This window comes from Thioclava arctica (assembly GCF_040892615.1).
GTDB lineage: Bacteria > Pseudomonadota > Alphaproteobacteria > Rhodobacterales > Rhodobacteraceae > Thioclava > Thioclava arctica.
Genome location: NZ_JBFRYC010000017.1, coordinates 1 through 14,601, shown reverse-complemented (window position 1 = coordinate 14,601; position 14,601 = coordinate 1). Strand labels below are relative to the sequence as shown.

General features: G+C 58.6%; 11 protein-coding genes, 2 tRNA genes and 1 pseudogene. 7 read left to right on the top strand and 7 right to left on the bottom strand.

Annotated features, from left to right (window positions below; genetic code table 11):
- Nucleotides 1-53 precede the first annotated feature (53 nt).
- The 4 genes from AB4874_RS18035 to AB4874_RS18020 form a co-directional block, all read right to left on the bottom strand.
- A tRNA-Val gene (locus AB4874_RS18035) sits at nt 54-128 on the bottom strand.
- A 20-nt stretch (nt 129-148) separates the two neighbouring features.
- The gene (locus tag AB4874_RS18030) at nt 149-580 is read right to left on the bottom strand and encodes an HU family DNA-binding protein (protein WP_368393027.1); all 432 of its coding nucleotides are present in this window, start codon (nt 578-580) and stop codon (nt 149-151) included.
- Nucleotides 581-664: 84 nt separating this feature from the next.
- Nucleotides 665-3,088, bottom strand: a complete 2,424-nt coding sequence (gene lon, locus AB4874_RS18025; protein ID WP_368393026.1) for an endopeptidase La — start codon at nt 3,086-3,088, stop codon at nt 665-667.
- Between the two features lie 202 nt (nt 3,089-3,290).
- Complete coding sequence (locus AB4874_RS18020; protein ID WP_295536225.1) at nt 3,291-4,625, bottom strand: ATP-binding protein; 1,335 nt, start codon at nt 4,623-4,625, stop codon at nt 3,291-3,293.
- 36 nt (nt 4,626-4,661) lie between these two features.
- Between AB4874_RS18020 and AB4874_RS18015 the strand changes: the two genes are divergently transcribed.
- From AB4874_RS18015 to AB4874_RS18005, 3 genes are all read left to right on the top strand, one after another.
- Nucleotides 4,662-5,534, top strand: coding sequence for an MBL fold metallo-hydrolase (locus AB4874_RS18015; RefSeq protein ID WP_368393025.1), 873 nt, complete (start codon nt 4,662-4,664; stop codon nt 5,532-5,534).
- A gap of 69 nt (nt 5,535-5,603) precedes the next feature.
- Nucleotides 5,604-5,678: transfer RNA gene (locus AB4874_RS18010), tRNA-Asn, on the top strand.
- Between the two features lie 121 nt (nt 5,679-5,799).
- Nucleotides 5,800-7,683: an integrase gene (locus AB4874_RS18005; RefSeq protein WP_368393024.1), complete on the top strand. Its 1,884-nt coding sequence runs from the start codon at nt 5,800-5,802 to the stop codon at nt 7,681-7,683.
- Between the two features lie 743 nt (nt 7,684-8,426).
- On the opposite strand, the gene AB4874_RS18000 is transcribed toward AB4874_RS18005, so the two are convergent.
- Both AB4874_RS18000 and AB4874_RS17995 read right to left on the bottom strand, forming a co-directional pair.
- Nucleotides 8,427-10,046: a hypothetical protein gene (locus AB4874_RS18000; protein ID WP_368393023.1), complete on the bottom strand. Its 1,620-nt coding sequence runs from the start codon at nt 10,044-10,046 to the stop codon at nt 8,427-8,429.
- A gap of 32 nt (nt 10,047-10,078) precedes the next feature.
- Nucleotides 10,079-10,429, bottom strand: a complete 351-nt coding sequence (locus tag AB4874_RS17995) for a plasmid mobilization protein (protein ID WP_368393022.1) — start codon at nt 10,427-10,429, stop codon at nt 10,079-10,081.
- Between the two features lie 519 nt (nt 10,430-10,948).
- On the opposite strand from AB4874_RS17995, the gene AB4874_RS17990 reads away from it, so the two are divergent.
- Nucleotides 10,949-11,230: a hypothetical protein gene (locus AB4874_RS17990; protein ID WP_368393021.1), complete on the top strand. Its 282-nt coding sequence runs from the start codon at nt 10,949-10,951 to the stop codon at nt 11,228-11,230.
- 454 nt (nt 11,231-11,684) lie between these two features.
- On the opposite strand, the gene AB4874_RS17985 is transcribed toward AB4874_RS17990, so the two are convergent.
- Nucleotides 11,685-11,843, bottom strand: coding sequence for a ribbon-helix-helix protein, CopG family (locus tag AB4874_RS17985; RefSeq protein WP_368393020.1), 159 nt, complete (start codon nt 11,841-11,843; stop codon nt 11,685-11,687).
- A gap of 125 nt (nt 11,844-11,968) precedes the next feature.
- Here AB4874_RS17985 and AB4874_RS17980 point away from each other — a divergent pair, with 125 nt between their 5' ends.
- The 3 genes and pseudogenes from AB4874_RS17980 to AB4874_RS17970 all read left to right on the top strand — a co-directional run.
- Complete coding sequence (locus AB4874_RS17980; protein ID WP_368393019.1) at nt 11,969-12,478, top strand: hypothetical protein; 510 nt, start codon at nt 11,969-11,971, stop codon at nt 12,476-12,478.
- A gap of 142 nt (nt 12,479-12,620) precedes the next feature.
- Complete coding sequence (locus tag AB4874_RS17975; protein ID WP_368393018.1) at nt 12,621-13,637, top strand: GIY-YIG nuclease family protein; 1,017 nt, start codon at nt 12,621-12,623, stop codon at nt 13,635-13,637.
- Between the two features lie 84 nt (nt 13,638-13,721).
- Nucleotides 13,722-14,601 (top strand): annotated as a pseudogene (locus AB4874_RS17970) (hypothetical protein); the annotation flags it as partial.

Here is a 14,601-nt window from a genome sequence, read left to right as displayed (position 1 = left end):
AGGCCCTAAAACGACCAAGGCGCGCCCGGGTCAGGGGCGCGCCTTAGGGGAAATGGTGGGCGATGAGGGATTTGAACCCCCGACATCATCGATGTGAACGATGCGCTCTACCACTGAGCTAATCGCCCCCGTGGCGCGCTTTCTAGCCTCAGTCCTCATCCTCTGCAAGAGGGGACGGGGCTGTTTTTTCATCTCCACCCGTATCGGCCAGCATGCCCGAGGGGCGGCGCAGTTTCACCACCAGAATTTCATCGCCATTCTTTTCGAACTGGCGGTTGATCTTGAGTTTGCCCAGCGGCGGCACGTTGAGTTCTTCGCCCACAGACAGAGCCTCGCCCAGCACGTTGAGCACCGCTTCCGACATCTGGCGCGCTTGCCCCTTGTTGACGCCCGCCGCAATCATCACCCGATCGACAAAGGTCTTCTTGCTCAGAACGACCTTGGTGTCTGCGGCCTCGACGGGCGCAGAGGCCACTGACAACGTCGCCGCCGAAGCAGGGGCGGCTTTGGGGGCGCGCGGCTTGCTGGGGGATTTGCGCGCAGGGCTTGCGGGCCGTTTCGGTTTTGCGGCTTTGGCCATGATGGCTCCTTTTTCCCTGATATCGGGAGAGCTTAGCGGGGGATAGCAAAGCGCCCGCCGCAAGGGATGCGACGGGCGATCAGTTCAGTGCGCCGTGGTGGCGGAAGCAGCGCTGTCTGTGCCGCCTTTTGCAGCGGCGGCGGCAGCGGCGGCTTCTTCGGCCTCTTCATCCCATTCGACGGGCTCTGGCATGCGCACCAACGCGCGCTCCAGCACTTGGGTCACATGGGTGACGGGCACAATCTCAAGCCCCTCTTTCACGTTGTCGGGGATCTCGGCGAGGTCTTTTTCATTCTCTTCGGGAATAAAGACCGTCTTGATCCCGCCGCGCAGGGCCGCCAGCAGCTTTTCTTTAAGACCACCGATGGGCATCGCATTGCCGCGCAGGCTGACCTCACCGGTCATCGCGATATCTGAGCGCACCGGAATGCCCGTCAGAACCGAGACAATCGAGGTCACCATTGCCAAGCCAGCCGAGGGACCATCTTTAGGCGTGGCACCATCGGGGACGTGCACGTGGATGTCCCATTTTTCGAATTTCGGCGGCTTGATGCCCATTTTCGGGGCGATCGAGCGCACATAGCTGGACGCCGCGTCGATTGATTCCTTCATCACATCGCCCAGCTTGCCGGTGGTCTTCATCCGACCCTTGCCGGGCAGGCGCAGCGCCTCGATCTGGAGCAGATCGCCCCCCACCGAGGTCCAGGCAAGCCCGGTCACAACACCGACCTGATCTTCCTTTTCGGCCAGACCGTAGCGATGGCGCTTCACGCCCAGATATTGCGCGACCTTGTCGGAATCGATCTCGATCGATTTGATCGCACCTTTCGACTTGATCAATTCGGTCACCGCCTTGCGCGCGAGTTTCGCAATCTCGCGCTCAAGGCTGCGCACCCCGGCCTCGCGGGTGTAATAGCGGATCACATCGGACAGCGCGCCATCGGTGATGGAAACCTCACCCTTTTTCAGCCCATGCGCCTTAATCTGCTTGGGGATCAGGTGCTGGCGCGCGATCTCGGCTTTTTCGTCCTCGGTGTAGCCAGCCAGCGGGATGATCTCCATCCGGTCCAGCAGCGGGCCGGGCATGTTGTAGCTGTTCGCCGTGGTCAGGAACATCACGTTGCTCAGGTCATATTCGACCTCAAGATAGTGATCGACAAAGGTCGAATTCTGTTCCGGATCAAGCACTTCGAGCATAGCAGATGCCGGGTCGCCACGGAAATCCTGCCCCATCTTGTCGATCTCGTCGAGCAGGATGAGCGGGTTCGTCGTCTTGGCCTTTTTCAGCGCCTGAATGATCTTGCCGGGCATCGAACCGATATAGGTCCGGCGGTGGCCACGAATCTCGGATTCGTCGCGCACGCCACCGAGGCTGATGCGGATGAACTCACGCCCTGTCGCACGCGCGACAGAACGCCCAAGCGAGGTTTTCCCCACGCCCGGAGGGCCGACGAGGCACATGATCGGCCCCTTCAGCTTGGTCGAACGTGCCTGCACGGCGAGATATTCGACGATGCGTTCCTTGACCTTTTCCAGACCGTAGTGATCGGCATCGAGCACTTTTTCCGCCGCGATCAGGTCTTTCTTCACACGGCTTTTGGTTCCCCACGGAATCGCGAGCATCCAGTCCAGATAGTTGCGCACCACCGTGGCCTCAGCCGACATTGGCGACATGGATTTGAGCTTTTTCAGCTCGGCCTCGGCCTTGTCTTTGGCCTCTTTGGAGAACTTGGTCTTGGCGATACGCTCTTCAAGTTCGGCGATCTCGTTTTGGCCTTCCTCACCGTCGCCCAGCTCCTTCTGAATGGCCTTCATTTGCTCATTCAGGTAATATTCGCGCTGGGTTTTCTCCATCTGGGTTTTTACGCGCGATTTGATCTTTTTCTCGACCTGAAGGACGGAAACCTCGCCCTGCATCAACCCGTAAACTTTTTCCAGCCGCTCCGCGACATCAAGCGTTTCCAGCAAATCTTGCTTTTGCGCGACCTCCAGACCGAGATGGCCCGACACGAGATCGGCCAGCTTATCTGCATCGCCCGCATCGCCGACGGCGACCAGCGCCTCTTCGGGGATATTCTTCTTGATCTTGGCGTAGCGTGCGAATTCATCGCCCACTGTGTTGAGCAGAGCGCGCACAGACGGCTGATCGCCGGGCAGCTCAAACAGCGGCTCGGCCTCTGCCTCAAAATAGGACTCGTTGACGATGAAATCGGTGATCTTCACGCGGCTCTTGCCCTCAACAAGAACCTTGACGGTCCCATCGGGAAGTTTTAGCAATTGCAACACGTTAGCAAGCACACCGATGCGATAGATTCCATCAGTATCGGGGTCATCTTCGGATGGGTCGATCTGGCTGGCCAGCAGGATTTGGCGATCCTCGGCCATCACTTCTTCAAGCGCGCGTACCGATTTTTCGCGCCCCACGAAAAGCGGCACGATCATATGCGGAAACACCACGATGTCCCGCAGCGGCAGAACCGGATGGGTGACGGGGGTTATTTCGGTCATAAGTTTTCCTCTGTGGCAAAAGGGCCCAGCCCCGTTCATCGGCGGCCGCGTCCCTTCCCTGTTCAACCCAATATCTAGGTGGGTCGGTGGATCGGTTCAACTAGTCCATGTCACTCAATCGACACAATGCGCGCGTGTGCGATTTTGGGCAAGAGGGTCGCACCGCTTTGGTTACACTGGCCCCTCGAACCTTTACGATTGATTAGCGCGGCAAGATCATTTCAATGCGCAGCCCCCCCATGTCCGCGCTTTCACCCAATTTCAGGGTGCCGCCATGGCTGCGCAGGATATCGATGGCAATCGACAGACCCAAGCCCACCCCCTGCCCGCGATCTTGATTGCGCGCCGGGTCCAGCCGGGTGAAGGGGCGCAGCGCTTCGTCGCGCCGTTCGGGCGCAATACCGGGCCCGTCATCCTCGACCACGATCCGCCAGCCTTTCTGCGAAATCACAACCGACACCACGCAATGCTCGCCGTAGCGCACAGCGTTGCCGATCAGATTCTCCAGCGCACGGCGCAGCGCATCGGGGCGGAAGGTCGCCTCACCCTGCCCCTCGCAGGGCCGCATTGTCACATTCTGCCCCGCGCGCGCGCCATCCTCGACCACGGCCCGCACAAAGGGGCAAATCTCGCACAATTCGGGGTCGCCCTGCGTGGCTCCCTCGCGCGCGAAATCAAGAAAGGCATCAACCAGCCGGTTCATCTCATCGACATCGCGCTCCATCGCGGTGATTTCGGGGCCTTCTGGCAGCATCGACAGCCCCAAACGCAAGCGCGTCAGAGGCGTGCGCAGGTCATGGCTGACGCCGGACAACATCAGCGTGCGCTGCTCGATCTGGCGCTCGATCCGGTTGCGCATATCCAAAAAGGCCGACCCGGCCGAGCGCACTTCATTGGCCCCGCTCACCCGGTAGGAGACATTGCGCCCCTTGCCAAAGGCCTCGGCCGCAGCCGCCAAACGACGGATCGGGCGCAGTTGATTGCGCAAGAACAGATAGGCCACCAGTGTCATCAGAATCGAGACGAACAACATCAGCACCAACAGTTGATGCGGATTAGACGCCGAGACGCGATCGCGCGGAAAGCTCAGCGCAAGAGCACCGCGCGCGGTCTCCAGAACCACTGTCACCTGATCATCGGCATCATTGAGATCAATATAGCGCACATTCTTAAGTGCCGTGCGCAGGGTCGAGATCACGACGATCCCGGTCAGATCGCTGAAACTGCGCTGATCGCCGCGCGCATTGGCAAGGCTCTCAGGGGCCGGATAGCGCACCGTAAAGCCCAGAATCGAATCGAGATCTGCCAGCCGCGCCCGAGCCGTCGCGAAATCAGGGGCCGTGCGCGCCGCGCGATCCAGCAGATCGATCTCATGCACCATGGATTGCGTCATCTGCCGCGTGACACGTTCGAAATGGCGTTGAATAAACACCACCGAGACCACCAGTTGGATCGTCACCACCGGCAAAACCAAAATCAACGCGGCCCGCCCATACAGCCCGCGCGGCATCATCTGTTTGAGCCAGCTAAAATTCATGCCACAACCCTAGCCAAAGCGCGATCGGAGCGAAAGATGGAACAGTTGCAGTCAGGGCTACGGTGTCTCGTGGCGCCCAACCCCTCACCGATGACCTATCAAGGCACTTGCACCTATGTGATTGGCACGGGCGATGTCGCGGTAGTTGACCCCGGTCCGATCCATCAAGGCCATTTGCGCGCGATCCTAGACGGGCTCGCCCCCGGAGAGCGGATCACGCATATCCTCGTCACGCATGCCCATCTTGACCATTCCCCCGGGGCGCGTGCGCTGTCGGAGGCTACGGGCGCGCCGATCTATGCCTTTGGCCCGCCCGAGGCCGGGCGCTCTGACGTGATGCGTGATCTGGCGGCGCGCGGTGTGGCGGGTGGTGGCGAGGGCGTCGATCACGGCTTTGCCCCCGATCAGTTGCTGGGCAATGGCGAGACGCTCGCGCATGGCGATTGGGCAGTCACGGCGCTGCATACGCCGGGACATTTTTGCAATCATCTGTGTTTCGCAATCGGCGATGCGGTGCTGAGCGGCGATCTGATCATGGGCTGGTCCTCGACCCTGATTTCCCCCCCCGATGGCGATCTGAGCGATTACTATCGCTCGCTGGCCCAGATCGAAGCCCTGCGCCCGCGCATTCTGTATCCCGGCCATGGCGCGCCCGTGCGCGCCCCCCTGCCCCTGATCGCCGAGCACCGCGCCCACCGCGAAACCCGCAGCGCGCAAATCCTGCAGGCGCTGAGCTCGGATTCGTCCACCCCCGCCCATCTGACCGCCCAGATTTATCGCGACCTCCCTCACGCGCTGCACGGCGCCGCCCAACGCAATGTCTTCGCCCATCTCATTGAACTTGAACAACAAAAAAAGGTTCGCACAACCACCCCCCTGCATCCGGATGCAGAATTTTCGCGATGCTGAAAATTAGACCCCTTTTTGCAAAAAACCCTCTGGACAACCCGTTTTGAGGTTCATATACAGCCCACGTGTTCCGGCGTAGCTCAGCGGTAGAGCAGTTGACTGTTAATCAATTGGTCGTAGGTTCGATCCCTACCGCCGGAGCCAACTTCACCCTAACCCATTGATTTTATTGGGTGTAGCAGAAGTTGGCATCGTTGGTGTCACACCAAGGTGTCACACCAACCTTTCAGGTTCCGCGTGATCCGCCCCTAACGGGGAAACGCGCATGATTCATGCTCAGCCACACCTTTCAAAACGCGGCCAGATTTATCAATGGCGGCGTAAGTTTCGTTCACAATCCACAGAAATCTTCGATCTTCAGATATCTTTACGCACCCAAAACCGCTCAAAAGCGCTTATAATCTCTCGGGTATTAACCGCGGAGAGCGATAAAGTGTTTGAGGCAATCGATAGAAACTACCTGACGAAGAGTGAGGCGCGCGCTTGGATGACGCAAGTTGCGCAGGCCGAGATGGCGAAGCTTGAAAAGCTGCACCTGATCCAGAAAATGGATGGCGGTTATGACGAGCAAGATCGGCGGCTCGATTGGGCCAACCGCAAGGCTTGGCGCCTGCTCTCGGATCGTGGCATCGAGGCGAGTCTCGATCAAGAAACACTCGATCATCTGAAAACGGAAGGCGCGAGCGCGGCCGATGTCGATTCCCTCGAATACACACTCAAGCTTCTTTCGCGCCATATGCTGAGCGAGGCCGTCACCAATCGCCAACGCCGAGAATTTCTCGAACTCACAGGCCGGGTCTCCGTGAGCGCGTATGAGATGCTCCAACTTCGCCAATTGACCAGTGCAGCCAAGGCCGCCGCCTGGGAGCGGTTTGAGGCCTCTCCTCCCCGGCCCGCGCAAGACATGGCCGAAGAGATTGCTCGTGAACTCGGCTCAATGCAGTTCTCGGCGGACGTCACCACCCCTGAGGGCTCAAATAGCTGCGAAATTCAGGGCACTGCGAAAAGTTCGGGAGACGTAGCCTCAAAAGGGCAAATCGCGCGCACGGAACTAGAAAACTACTGCGACGAAGACGGCAACGATTACGATCCTGACATCTTTGCCGTCATCGAACGCATGAATGCGATCAAACGCGAGGAGGGCATCGAGGAGAGAACGCTGAAGCAATATTTCAGCTTCGCGCGGCTTTTCGTGACCATCACCGGCAAACGCGACGTGACAAAACTGCGCCAGTCAGATGCTGCGAAGTTTCGGGAAATACTCTATAAATTACCCAAAAGCTGGGGCAAGAGTTCCCGGGATGCGACGGCGACTCTCGAGGACATGCAGGCCCGGGCAGCCAAGCTGCCACCCGAGAAAGTCGGCCTTTCCATCGGCACGCTTAACCGGCATCTGGATCACCTTCAGCAGGTCGTGGCATGGGCCGACAATGAAGGAATCGCAATTCATGAGAAGCTGCGCCCCAACAAACTCCGTCGCCGGGAGCCAGAGCGCGCGAATGAGAAACGGGACCAATACACAACCGAGCAATTGCGGCGGCTGTTCACGCACCCTGTCTGGACGGGATCGCACTCGCAATACTATCAGCTTGCAGCCGGCAGCGAGATCTATCGAAACGGGATGTTCTGGGTGCCCATCATTTGTGCATATACAGGAGCACGCCGCGCCGAAATTTGCGGCCTCCCTACGACCGCCATCAAGGTGGAGAACGGCATTGCGTATTTCGATATCGACGTCTCCGAAGAACGGCGTCTGAAGACGAAAGCGTCCAAACGTCGATTGCCGATTCATTCCCGGCTTATCGAGCTTGGCTTCATGGATCATGTGAAGGCACAACGCCAAGCGGGCAGCAAGCTTCTGTTTCCCGACCTCTACGACGCAACGCTCGATGCCTTTGGTCGCGACATCACCAGAAAGATGCGGCAAATCAATGATGAGGTCTTCGGAGCCGAGGGCGCGAAACTCTCGCTGCACTCGATGAAGCACTATGTTCAAAACGTGCTCAGCCGCGACACAACGGTTCCCGACGTCATCGTTCGCGAAATTGTTGCACATGAAGGGAAGGATGTTCATGAGACGGTCTATGAAAAGGGATCGCCGATAGAAGACCTGAAATACGCGATTGAGCGCCTGCCGATTGTCTACTGATCCTATAGCAAATCCTTTTGATCAAGGGCCATCCAAGGAGTAGGCGTCGTCGTGATCGCCCCAAGAATCTTGCTCGGGCTCCGGGGCACTGTAGCCTGCGGCCTCGGTTTCTTCCCGGTGCCCACCAAGCCGATCCAGCAGCGCCTTGATCCGTGCGTCGCGTTCCTTCGACCTGCCGCGTGAATTCTATTGCTGAAGCCCGTTAGAAATGGGGGATTACCGCAACGCTGGCAAGCTTAGCGTCAAGCGATGCAACTTCCTGCGCGATGCGAGCCCGTTCGGCGGCTTCGGGGGCATGGGCAAGGGCGGCGTTCATATGAAGGGTCTTCAAGCGTTCTCTATCACCAATCGCGCGACCTTGTCGCGGGTCAATTCAAGCCGAGCCAAATGCGCAGCGACACGCCACGCGTCAAACGCGATGCGCCTGCATGTCTCCGCTTGCTGAGCCTTTCGTTGGCCCAAGAAATAGCACTCCTGTTGACGCACGAGGGTCTCTCGGCGCCGGATGATAATGTCGATGGATCTGCGAAGATCGCACGGCCTGATGGGGGTAAAATACGTCACGAAGCAGAAATTTTCATGTTTAAGCTGTTCGTAATCCATAGGTTTTTTGGTTTGGCGGCCGCAAAGCCGGCCAATATTGCGCACTTTCTTCCAGATCAGGCTCGAAACAGTTCACTTCGAGGCAAGCGCAAACGATTTCGGTAAAATTGAAATGCGTATGGAGAGGCCGCCCCCTAAGTTCAATCCGGATACGGCGCGTCTGGCTCAGGTTCTTCGTCATCTACCACCTCTGGCGATGCCGACATGCACGCCACGCCAAACCGGGCTAAGCCTGCTTCGATCATGGCGTCGAGCTTGCTCAGGCTAAGCGTTTCAAACGTTCGTAGACTTGCCCCATCAGGCTCGCGATCTGATGATGCTGGGCTTGCGCCTGCGCGCTCCCTGACTTGAGTTCGGTTATTGAGCTCGACAGAAGTTCCGCTGCTTGGCTCATTTGCGTTGCGATCGACTTGAACTCGACAATCATCTGGTCGAGCTGATCGCTCACCCCCTTCTCTTTCTCGATTGCCAGCAACGCGCGTAGCGGCTCGATCAGGGCTATCAATTGACGATTGGCCTCGATCAGCTCGCTGATTTCGCTCGCGCTGGGGTCTTGGGCTTGGCTTGGCATATCGGGCATTCAAGGCTTCCAGTTTTTTACGGGTTTCGGAAAACAGAGAAATCGGCAGAGTAGAAATTCGAGCAGCCGCAAAATGCGCGGACAGCGCGGGTAAAATGACATCTTCTAAGAGAGTCCTGACAGCGTCCGCCATAGCCTGCAATCCGCGCCCGCGAGGCAAAATGCGTTTGCGTCGCGGGCGCGGGACTGGCGCCAAGATCCTATCAAGCGCTCCGAAACTCTCGGGTTTGGGAAAATCGTATCGCGCGTGCGCATAGTCAACCTTCCTACGCCAATGCCTTGCAAGCATGTCAGGCGCAGCTTGCAAAACAACTGCCCGATCCGCTTCCCGAGTTAAGAGACGCCCACCAATATCGATGAACGCGTCAGACATTAACGGTCCGCGTATTACGATGGATTGGACTGTTTTGCCCTCTCCGAATAAAAAGGTTGTTCCACCGGGTGTCGTCTTTGCAAGCTGAAGATCGAATTTAGGCAGGTCGGGTAGCAACCGAGCCAGAAGGCTCTGTCGATTGAGGCCGCCCTTTTGGGCTATCGGTTCGAATGCCCGATCCTGAACCAACACCACGAAATCCAACAACGGCTGATAGCGCGTCTCACGCCCCGTGCGCGCAGCTTCTGCCGCTTCTTTCACCACGCGATCAGGCAACCTAACAAACTGAACTCGCGAGTGCGCGCCGGGATCACTAAACCCGAAACGCCTATTCACCACATCCACGAAACTTCGCCAGTAGTCCTGAATCCCTGCCACGGGAGGCCGCGGATTATGCGCACGCACGGCTCCCTCTGGCGTCAAGACGAAGCGCGGCAGCGCAAAGTTCAGCTCGAGCCTTCCGGTATGCGTGTGGGTCGTAATGAACACTGGCGGCAATGATTTTGCCGGCACGCCGGGATAGGCTACCGCGATGCACAGATCGCAGATCCGCTGAACGGTTTCCCGCAACTCAGCATCGCCAGCGTTGAACTCCGCAACACAGATATCTTCCTCCGTGAAGGTCATGGTTAGCGCAGAGAGGCGATGTTTCTGCGAAAGCGCATCGAGCGCCCCGATCGTGAACTCAGGCTTCCCGCGCAACGCCTCAGGGGCCGGATCTCTGTGAAGTTGGATCACCCTGCCATTCAAGCGCTTTGGCACTTCGGGATCGATGAAATAATTAATCATTGCACGATAATCGCGCATCGTGGCTCCAGTAAATGTTGTCCAGACAAGAATCATTTTGCGTCCCTTTCCCGAAGCAACGCACGGTGAACTTGCGTCAACAGCTCTTCGATTCCCGACAACATCAACAGCACGGGCATGTCGAGAACCGAGCCAGACATTGCATGCTCTGCTAGTCTCTCTAGCTCCAATGCGCATCGCGCCAGCGCAACCTCGATATTTGCGCCATGCTTACCTGAGGGCTTTTTTGACGCCGGCATCTTGCGCGAGATCGCGCAGTGACGGATGAACTCAGAGAGTGACATCTCGGCGTCTTTGGCGTTATCACTGATCTGTTGCCACTCTGCGTCGGTGGCTTGGATTTCACGGCGGCGGCGACGTTCGGGGTGTTCGACTTGCGGCATGGGCAGCTCCTGATTTGAGACGCGTCCCCGGGGGGCCGGGTAGACTTGCTGTCACAATTATGAAGTGCCGACACGAAAAAGCCGCCGGATATCTTTTGTGTTAGCTAGACTTAGTTTGCGCGCCACGCTCAAGCTTCAAAAGCGGCCAACATCGGTAGAGCATACAAATGGCCGTGGGCTAGGCCTCACCATTGTCACCGCCATTACCCAGCAAATCGGAAGCCACCTAATTTTGCCCACCCGCCCCAGATCGGGAGCGGGATTTGAAGTGCATGTTGATCTTTTGGCGAAGGGGAGGATTGTTCAGACCGATCCAAATACGACCTTATCTGCGATACCAGAATCGTCCCGGTCTCGAAGTGTAAAGACCAATCATATAAAATCCAAAAAGTTTGCGCCACGCCCCTTACCGTTCATCGGGTTCTTGACTACGCATCGATGAGCTGGTCGCGCGCGATTTTTGCGGCACGCTGCTCGTCGAGGAGGCTAACTCTCTACGGGTTTCCTTGACCGCGCAGAATGATAAAAATTTCGCAAATTCGATGGCTCTCAGCCGTGGCGGTCGGCTCGCTTGTTGTGGTGCGTGGCGACGATGGCAGCCTCAAGATCATGGCCAATGATCCATCGGTTGCAGCAGCGTTGGAGGCGGCGGAAATCGTGATGGCTGAAGACCGCTATCTGCTGGCGGCCTTGCATGAGCGAACCCGTCTGAGCTCCCTTCGCCGCCGTCATCATCATCCACGACCAACAGATTTCAAGACATGGTGGCGCGGCGAGCTTGCGCAACAGAGCGCTGCTTGAGATGGGTTGCGCGCGGGCGATGAAGCTTTCGCCTGTAGCAATGCAGGGCCGACCCGGATCGCAAGCACCTATGCATTTGGCATCGCCAAGGCACTCGCCTTTGTGGCTGGCTACAAGCGCCTGGCGCTTGTGACCGCCCTCACCTTTTTGCGGCTCAACGGTTATGCCTTCCGTCTCGGTCCTGTGAAAGGCATCACTATGATGAAAGACCACGCCCGCGGGCCAACGAGACAGGCCTTGCTGCTTGGGTGCAATCGGGCCTATCGCCGATCTGAAACCCCAGTCTTCCGAAAAGCGCCGTCTCGCATTTCGAAAGCATCATCTGCGCTTGAGATTACAATTGAAAGCAGTCTCAGCGCAGGTGCTTTCGCGCCGCCACCGCCTAGCGATCTGTCCCTTTAAGCCATTGCGCCATAGCCCGCCGGATCATCTCTGAACGGGGCGCAAATCCGCATCAGCCAATCTGTGACATATACCGTTCCAGCATCCGGCGTATCATTTCAGGGCGTGTGGGTATGTCTGTCTCTGCCCGCCGTAGCTCATCGATTTTTTCGATGACTTGCGTTTCAAGCCGCAAGGTTAGCGCTTGGGTATCTTTTTTAGGAGGAGCCATGTGATTTTTCGCATTTTAATGTTGACATCATAACGCAACGATGGCACATTAAGCGAGCGAAGGCAAGAGCTCCACACTCTCACCCTCGCTCTAACCGCAGCCGATCTCGAGTAAGGAGACCAACCATGGCTAACGACACGACTATCACGCGTTTTGACGCGAATGAAGACACTTCCCGCTACACCCCGACGCCGATCTCGACGCAATTCTCGAAGTTCCTTGGGCAGTTTGCCGACTGGATCGAGAAGGAGCGCGACATCGCAGATGTGAACGTCTGGGACCCCGCGTTTTCCGGCTGGCTGCGGGATGCGGAACTGGCGCAAGAGCGCGTGACCGGTGCGTTGAGCGCCCTCATCAAAGAGGCTCCGACCCGCCCGTCCGACAAACCTCTCAAGCTGGCAGCCTATCTGGTGCATCTCACCATGTGCTCCGAGTGCCCGAGCGAGGTTGCGCGGTTTGCGGAGATCGCGCGGCGCAAGGCGGGCCACTTTCTGATGACCGATGACAGCGCAACCCACCGCCGCGTGAACGCGATGATCCGGACCGCGTTGACGCTGTTTGAGAGCTTTGTCGCGCTTGATCTCGTTGGCTATGCGCCGGGCGATGATCTCGACGCATGGGCGCCCTGCCCCTGATCTCCTGAGAGACGAGACAGCCACTTCGTATCGCGTCCTCACCGGACGCGTCAGCGGTGGCATGTCCTGCGGCTCTCGCCGCCGACCCTTCGGTCGCGCCCTGTGGCGCGCCGTATCCCCCTAGTCATCAGGAGATCTGGCTATGACCCAGCATAATCCGCACGCCCCCGCTCCCAAATCGCTCATCATCGGCGATGTCGAGTATCCCATCTATAACGGAACCATCCACGCCCACTGGGCGGATGCCGCGACAGCCAAAGGCTACCGCATCGTGGCACGCGTCAAGAACAAGGACCACCTCGCACTCGAATGTGCGACCTGTGGCGGCGTTCACATCAGTCGGCACTCCGTTGTGCTGAATGCCAACCCTGAATGCCCGCACTGCATCAAGGCCCGCCGGCGCGCGCAATCCAATGCCGCTGGGCTTAAAATGCTGCGCCGCGATCCTAAGCATCGCCATTATGCGTTTTATCGCGCGCCCTGTGGCCATGAGCTGCGCCGCCAGTTTACGTTCGTCGAACGCGTGGCGCGTGGTGAGGTCGCGCATCGGTGCGAGATCTGTCAGAAAGCCCGCGAGCAGGCAGAAGCCAAGGCCCAAGGTTGGACTCTCATCAGTGCCGATCCCAAGGGCAATGACAACTATCGCCTCTATCGCCACGCAGATGGCTGCGGTGCCACGACCCGCGTCGCGCGCGTGAACATGCAGACCGGCCGCTTCACCTGCCCCGGCTGCGGCGAAAGCTGGTCGACCGAGCCGAGCTATCTTTATGCAATGCGCTTTGAGTTGAAGCCCGGCAAGTTTGTCATCAAACTCGGTTATTCGCGCAACCCCGAAAGCCGCCTCCAGCATCAACTGGCGCGCTCGCGCGACCTTCCGCGCGTGCTGTTGCGCAAGATTCCGATGCGCTCGGGCCGTTACGCTCAACTCATGGAAAAACGCCTGCACAAGCGGCTTGAGCGGCGCTATCCCGCAGAGCTTGTTCCGCGTCACGAGTTCATCAACCTGCTCAAGGTGAAATCCGAAATTTATCGCCCCACCCTTGAAACGGTGATCTTGCGCGAGCTCGAACGGCTCGAGCGCAAGGAAACCGGCCCCGCTGGACGCAGCCAGATGAAGCGGCGCGCCCGGCAGGTCCGGATCCGCAAATCCCGGCGCTAAAGGCGCAAACCCCTGCCTTTGCGATCAAACACGCGGCCCCGCTTTCCGGGGCTGCCTCTCCCCCCATGCCTTATGAGGCCCGCTATGACCCAACTCGATTTCTCCCCTAGCTGGGGTCCGCTCGCGCTCCTTGCCATCCGTCGCATGCAAGCCGAGAAAGAGGCCAAGCAGCCCGCCAAAGCCGCGCAAACAGATGCGTATGACGACTTCGACATGCTTATCGATGACACCCCCTTCGATCTTGAAGCCGAGCCGCCTGAAACAACGGCGCAGGGAGACGCATCTGACACGGAAAGCATCAAAGAAGAGACGTCAACGCCCCCGCTCGATGGGCTCGCCGACAGTAACATGCCAGCAAAATTCCTTGGTGCGCGGGATCTTGCGCTGACACTGCGGCTGGCGGCAACTTTTGGAACGCTGGACCGTGTCGCAGATGTGACCAAACCCCGCGCGCTGACGGTGCTGCGCGGCTGCATGCTGGACGAAACACCCGATCTGACACGCATCCTGAGCCGGGGCTTTCTGCCCGACGGCAGCATTCGGCTCGAAAAACCGGGACACCGTCGATCAGAGCAACCGGTATTGACGATCCTGACTTTGGAGAACGATAAAAAGGGCGACCCGCTGGCCAAGCTGTCCGATGCGCTAGCGTCTTCAGACGACGCCGTCTTGGTGTATATGCCAGTCGGCACGCGGCTGCCCGATACGCTCACAGCCAACCTGCCCGCACCGCTGGAATTGGTCGCACTGGATCGCCACCTCACGCTGGTTCAGCTGCATCTGACCTATCCCGGGGACCTTGATCTGGCCGCCCTTTGGGACGCCCTGCCCGATGATGCTAGTCTCGCCGCGTTGCCCGAGATCACCCGCATTATGGCTCTGCGCGCGCCAACAGCTATGGCGGCGGTCGAACGCCTCGTGGCGGCTGCGGCCCCGCCCCGTCGGAGCACTGTTCCGCGTCTGG